This window comes from Marilutibacter maris, from assembly GCF_006546735.2.
GTDB lineage: Bacteria > Pseudomonadota > Gammaproteobacteria > Xanthomonadales > Xanthomonadaceae > Marilutibacter > Marilutibacter maris.
The window spans coordinates 1-5,240 of record NZ_VICD02000014.1; the positions used below are offsets into that span (position 1 = coordinate 1).

The 5,240-nt window shown below is 70.9% G+C and carries 6 protein-coding genes; 3 read left to right on the top strand and 3 right to left on the bottom strand.

Annotated elements, in window-relative coordinates:
- The 3 genes from yegS to FKV24_RS01555 all read right to left on the bottom strand — a co-directional run.
- On the bottom strand, positions 1 to 872 hold an 872-nt coding region (yegS, locus tag FKV24_RS01545), incomplete at its 3' end, for a lipid kinase YegS (RefSeq protein ID WP_141480950.1).
- 269 nt (positions 873 to 1,141) lie between these two features.
- The gene (rpe, locus tag FKV24_RS01550; protein ID WP_141480951.1) at positions 1,142 to 1,813 is read right to left on the bottom strand and encodes a ribulose-phosphate 3-epimerase; all 672 of its coding nucleotides are present in this window, start codon (positions 1,811 to 1,813) and stop codon (positions 1,142 to 1,144) included.
- A gap of 5 nt (positions 1,814 to 1,818) precedes the next feature.
- Positions 1,819 to 2,163: a J domain-containing protein gene (locus FKV24_RS01555; protein ID WP_111265542.1), complete on the bottom strand. Its 345-nt coding sequence runs from the start codon at positions 2,161 to 2,163 to the stop codon at positions 1,819 to 1,821.
- A 220-nt stretch (positions 2,164 to 2,383) separates the two neighbouring features.
- On the opposite strand from FKV24_RS01555, the gene FKV24_RS01560 reads away from it, so the two are divergent.
- The 3 genes from FKV24_RS01560 (at position 2,384) to FKV24_RS01570 (ending at position 5,073) form a co-directional block, all read left to right on the top strand.
- On the top strand, positions 2,384 to 3,328 hold the full coding sequence (locus tag FKV24_RS01560) for a phosphoribosylaminoimidazolesuccinocarboxamide synthase (protein ID WP_111265541.1): 945 nt from the start codon (positions 2,384 to 2,386) through the stop codon (positions 3,326 to 3,328).
- Positions 3,329 to 3,476: 148 nt separating this feature from the next.
- The gene (locus FKV24_RS01565; RefSeq protein ID WP_111265540.1) at positions 3,477 to 3,989 is read left to right on the top strand and encodes an Mpo1 family 2-hydroxy fatty acid dioxygenase; all 513 of its coding nucleotides are present in this window, start codon (positions 3,477 to 3,479) and stop codon (positions 3,987 to 3,989) included.
- Positions 3,990 to 4,185: 196 nt separating this feature from the next.
- A complete protein-coding gene (locus FKV24_RS01570) occupies positions 4,186 to 5,073 on the top strand; it encodes a DMT family transporter (RefSeq protein WP_111265539.1) in 888 nt (295 codons plus the stop codon).
- Positions 5,074 to 5,240: the final 167 nt, after the last annotated feature.

Here is a 5,240-nt window from a genome sequence, read left to right on the forward strand (position 1 = left end):
GGCTCGCCGTCGAGGTTCAGGGTCATCGGCGTCGGCGACCGCAGTCGCAGCCACGGCAGCCGCGCGCGCACCGCGATGCGCTCGGCCACCGCCTCGCGGCCCTCGGTCAGCAGCGAATGCGCCAGCCCGCCCAACTCGCCGTCCAGCGGCGGGATCACGGTCACGTCCAGCGCGCCGTCGTCGACCCACGCGTCCGGGCACAGCGGATGACCGCCGCCGGCCTGGCGGCCGTTGCCGATTCCCAGCGCGATCAGTTCACCCGACCACTCGAAGCCGGTCCCCTCCAGGCGCGCGGCGATCGGCTCGATGCGGCCCAGCCGGGCGATCCCGGTGACCAGGTAGGCCAGACCGCCCAGGGCCTTCTTCAGGGCCTCGTCGGTCTGCACGGTGATCTCGGTCCCGAAGCCGCCGCTGGCCACATTCACGCACCAGCGGCATGCGTCGTCGGCTTCGACCCGCAGCAGGTCGAGCGGGACCGCCGCGGTTCGGCCGATCAGCCGCAACGCGCGCAGCGGGTCGCGAGGGAGGCCGGCGGCGGTGGCGAAGTCGTTGGCGGTGCCCAGCGGCAGCACGGCCAGCGACGGCAGCGCCGCGGCGGCCCGGTCGTGCCTGGCCAGGGCCGCGGCGACCTCGTTCAAGGTGCCGTCGCCGCCACCGGCGATCACGGTGTCGACGCCATCGGCGATCGCCTCGTCGACATGGCGCGCGGCATCGCCGCCCTCCCAGGTCACCCGTACCGACAACGTGGTGCCTGCCTCGCGCATCGCCGCCACCGCCTGCCGCACGGCATCGTCGGCGGCGCGCTTGCCGTGCAGGATCAGGCGCCAGTGCGGGGACCGGCTGGCCGCGTCGAATCCGGAATCGTCATTCATCGCGTCAGGCTAGGCGAGCCGGGGGTACCGGTTCGTGAACGCGGCGCGCCGGTTGCCGATGCGGCCGCGCGCGTCATCATCCTGTAACCATCCGGACGGAGCATGGGAGTCCATTCTCAAGGATGACGGGCGGAGGCAGGATCGCCTCCAATTTTCCGAAGGGCGACGCCGAACCGCGTCGCCCTTCACCGCTTCTAAAGGACCCTTTCCGCAGGACAGTTCCGCAGACCGCCGCCGCAAGCCAGCGGCAGACGCCGTTGCCGCCGCGCTCAGCGCGCGGCGGCAACGGCGGCCTTCATCCGGCCGATCACATCGGCGTAGTCCTCGGCATTGAAGATCGCCGAGCCGGCAACGAAGGTGTCGGCGCCGGCGGCGGCGATCTCGCCGATGTTGTCGGCCTTGACCCCGCCGTCGATCTCCAGCCGCACCTGTGGCGCGCGCGCGTCGATCATCGCCCGCACCCGGCGCAGCTTGTCCAGGGTCGAGGGGATGAAGGACTGGCCGCCGAAACCGGGATTGACCGACATCAGCAGCACCATGTCCAGGTCCTCCAGCACGTAGTCGAGCACCTCGACCGGCGTCGCCGGATTCAGCACCAGGCCGGCCTGGCAACCGTTGGCCTTGATCAGTTGGATCGTGCGGTGCACGTGCCGGCTGGCCTCCGGATGGAAACTGATCATCGAAGCGCCGGCCTTGGCGAAATCCGGCACGATCCGGTCGACCGGCTCGACCATCAGGTGCACGTCGATCGGCGCGGTGATGCCGTGCTTGCGCAGCGCTTCGCAGACCATCGGACCGATGGTCAGGTTGGGCACGTAGTGGTTGTCCATCACGTCGAAATGGACCCAATCGGCCCCGGCTCCGAGGACCGCATTCACTTCATCGCCCAGGCGGGCGAAGTCGGCGGACAGGATGGACGGGGCGATCACGGTCGGTTGCATGGCGGTCACGGGCTCCGGGTCTTGCGCAGGGTCTTGATGCGGTCGTAGGCGGCGTTGAGCTCGCGCGAGCGGGCCTCGGCCTGGCGGCGCAGCTCGGGGGCGGCGCCCTCGAGCCGGTCGGGATGGTATTGGGCGATCAGCCGGCGATAGGCACGATCGACTTCGGCGTCGCTGGCGTCCTCGCCCAGTCCGAACGCCGCGTACGGGTTGGCGCGGCGCTGCAGCCGGAACCAGTCGGCGTCGAAGGCGTGGCCGACCAGCAGGCCGATCAGTGCGCCCAGCAAGGGGTTGAAGCGCAGCAACAGCGCCCCGGCGATGAAGCCCAGCAACTTGCCGTACCAGCGGTTCATGGCACCTCTCTGCCTGTGGCCGGAGCGGGACCCGGCCGCGGCGGCGGGACCGGGACCCGAATTCAGGCCGGCAGTGTACCTGCACGGACGCCCGGACCGGCGTACACTGGCCGGCCCTGTCGCGCGGACGCGGCTTACCGGCCCCGCCCCCGCGAGGGGATGCATGTACAAGGAAATGCGCTAGACCGGGGGTATACCGTTGTCCACGCTGTCCACGACATTGACCCAGGCGCCGCCGTCCAGGACGGTCCTGTCCGAATCCGACCTGCCGGGGCTGGTGCTGCGCCACCGCGGCAAGGTCCGCGACGTGTTCGACCTGCCGCGCGAGGCCCTGCCGGCCGAGGCGCCGGCCGGCGACTGCCTGCTGATGGTCGCCACCGACCGCCTGAGCGCGTTCGACGTGGTGCTGCCCGACCCGATTCCGGGCAAGGGCGCGATGCTCTGCCAGATCAGCAACTTCTGGTTCGGCAGGACCGAGCACATCGTCCGCAACCACCTGACCGGCATCGACGTGGCCTCGGTGCTGCCCGACGGGGTCGATCCGGCCCCCTACCTGCAGCGCGCGGTGGTGACCCGGCGGCTGAAGCCGGTGCCGATCGAGTGCATCGCCCGCGGCTACGTGATCGGCAGCGGCTGGAAGGACTATCAGCGCACCGGCCGGATCAGCGGCATCTCGCTGCCCGACGGCCTGCGCCAGGCCGAGCAACTGGCCGAGCCGATCTTCACCCCCTCGACCAAGGCCGCGGTCGGCGACCACGACGAGAACATCGACTTCGACACCGCGGTCAAGCTGTGCGGCGCCGAGCTGGCCGAGGCGGTCCGCGACGCGACCCTGCGGCTGTACCGCTTCGCCGCCGAATACGCGGCCGAGCGCGGCATCCTGCTGGCCGACACCAAGTTCGAGTTCGGCACCGACGCCGACGGCCGCCTGTACGTGATGGACGAGATGCTGACCCCGGATTCCTCGCGCTACTGGCCGGCCGACGAGTACGAGGTCGGCAGCAGCCCACCCAGCTACGACAAGCAGATCGTGCGCGACTACCTGGAGACGCTGGACTGGGACAAGACCCCGCCGGGCCCGCGCCTGCCGGCCGAGGTGATCGAACGCACCCGCGCCCGCTACGCCGAAGCGCTGCAGAAACTGGCCGGACTTTCGGTCGACTGAGCCCGTTCGACGGGGCCCGTTGACCGGGCCCGATCGCTGCAATCCCCGGGGGCTCCGGGCGTGCCGCGCCGCGGCGGGCGCCCGGCCGCGCTTGCCGGTATGCTCGGGCGGTCGCCATACGCCAGCGCATTCCGAGCCGGGAGCCGCCATGAGCACCGCCACCGACACGCCCCGTGAGCCGGCCGCGCCGCAGCGCCGGATCGACCTGTGGTTCGCCCACTATTCCGGCGACCACCGCAACGCCACCAACCAGCTGATCCACGTGATCTGCGTGCCGGCGATCCTGTGGAGCGTGATCGCGCTGCTGTGGTGCATCCCCTCGCCCGGCACCTGGTTCCTGCCCGGGTTCTGGGCCGGAGCGGCGATGTTCGCGACCTGGGCCTTCTACTACCGCGCCTCGCGCCGGCTGGCGTTCGGCATGCTCGCGGTGTTCGTGGCGATGGGCTGGCTGACCCGCTGGCTGCACGACGGCTACGGCACGATGCACCTGCTGTACCTGGCGATCGCGGTGTTCGTGGTCGCCTGGATCGGCCAGTTCGTCGGCCACAGCAAACTGTTCGAGGGCAAGCGCCCGAGCTTCCTGACCGACCTGCGCTACCTGCTGATCGGCCCCGCCTGGGTGCTGGCCAAGCTCTATCGCAGGCTGGGCTGGCGCTACTGACGCCCCAACCAACGGCCAATTGCGCCCGTCGGCGCATCTGCCCGATCATGCCCTCCTCCGTCTACGCAGCGATGGCGTAGGAGCGGCGTAAGCCGCGATCGGGCCTTCACGGCAAAGCTTCATCGTGGCTTGCGCCGCTCCTACGGTTTTTTCCTTCCCGCCGCGGGTCGATCCCGTGGCCTTCCGGCGTCCGCCCATGTCTCCGCGCGATTTCCTGCTGATCCTGATCGTCGTCCTGGCCTGGGCCGGCAACTTCCTGACCTCGGCGCTGGCGATGCGCGAGATCCCGCCGCTGCTGTTCACCGCGCTGCGCTTCGCCCTGCTCGCGATTCCGCTGGCGTTCGTGCTCAAACGGCCGGCGCCGGGCCAGTGGCCGCGACTGATCGCGGTCTGCCTGTGCGTGGGCGTGCTGCACTTCGGACTGAGCTTCACCGCGCTGAAACTGGCCGGCAACCTGTCCTCGCCGGCGATCGTGATGCAGAGCTACGTGCCGATGACCGCCCTGCTGGGCTGGGCGGTGCTGGGCGAGCGCTTCGGCTGGAAGACCGGCGTGGCGATCGCTACCAGCTTCGCCGGCGTGCTGGTGCTGGGCTTCGACCCGATCGTGCTCGACCGCCCGGCCGCGGTCGGGGTGATGCTGGTCTCGGCGCTGTTCCTGGCCGTCGGCACCGTGCTGATGAAGCCGCTGCGCGGGCTCGACATGTTCAGCCAGCAGGGCTGGACCGCGGTGATCAGCCTGCTGCCGCTGATCGCGCTGAGCGCCTGGCTGGAACCGGGCGCGATCGCGCGGCTGCCGCAGGTGAGCTGGGTCGGCTGGGCCGGCGCGCTGTACGCGGCCTTCGTGTCCTCGCTGCTCGGCCACGGCCTGTACTACGTGCTGGTGCAGCGCCACCCGGTCGCCCAGGTCACCCCCTGGCTGCTGCTGGTGCCGCCGCTGGCGATCGCGCTGGGCATCGCGTTCTGGGGCGACCGACCCGGCCCGAAGCTGTGGCTGGGCGGCGCGATGGTGCTCGGCGGCGTGCTCGGCGTCGCCCTGCGCACCCTGACCAAGAGCCGGCGACCGGCGCGCGCCGAAGAAATCTGAGCCGAAGAAATCTGATCGGACCGGCAGCGCTGGCGCGCGCTGCCGGCCCCACGATCAGGCCGGCGCGCGGAACATCGCCGCCTGCGGCCGGAACGGCCGCGGTGCATAGCCGAAGTCGCGCGCGGCCGGGCCGGCGTCGAACACAAGATCCTCGCGCATCCGCGCCA

Excerpts from the sequence above, each read along its gene's own strand:
- rpe (WP_141480951.1), bottom strand. The coding sequence starts at position 1,813 with ATGCAACCGACCGTGATCGCCCCGTCCATCCTGTCCGCCGACTTCGCC.
- FKV24_RS01555 (WP_111265542.1), bottom strand. The coding sequence starts at position 2,163 with ATGAACCGCTGGTACGGCAAGTTGCTGGGCTTCATCGCCGGGGCGCTG.
- FKV24_RS01565 (WP_111265540.1), top strand. The coding sequence starts at position 3,477 with ATGAGCACCGCCACCGACACGCCCCGTGAGCCGGCCGCGCCGCAGCGC.
- FKV24_RS01570 (WP_111265539.1), top strand. The coding sequence starts at position 4,186 with ATGTCTCCGCGCGATTTCCTGCTGATCCTGATCGTCGTCCTGGCCTGG.